General features: G+C 62.6%; 1 protein-coding gene. It reads right to left on the reverse strand.

What is annotated here, in order from left to right:
* Nucleotides 1-246 (reverse strand): hypothetical protein (locus NPS47_RS25590; RefSeq protein WP_274297468.1); only part of this gene is annotated, 246 nt, incomplete at both ends.

The following is a 246-nucleotide window of genomic DNA, read 5'->3' on the forward strand; positions in this document are numbered from 1 at the left end:
AGTCAGGGTGTCGAGCCCGGGCACTACCGTCAGCAGGTCGGACTCCAGGTAGGCGGCCAGTTTTTCCGTGGCTTGTTGGTCCGCGCACATCGCCGCCACGCAGACGAACTCGGTTTCCAGGCGGTGCTTGATCTGTTCATCGAGGGTGAAGTCGTAGTACCAGGCCGCACGGTGGAACAGGCCGGCGGTGAACAGTTTGAGGCGATCGTCGCGGATGCTTTGCAGGCGCGCATGCCAGTGACTCAG

The organism is Pseudomonas putida, from assembly GCF_028682475.1.
Classification (GTDB): Bacteria; Pseudomonadota; Gammaproteobacteria; order Pseudomonadales; family Pseudomonadaceae; genus Aquipseudomonas; species Aquipseudomonas putida_AG.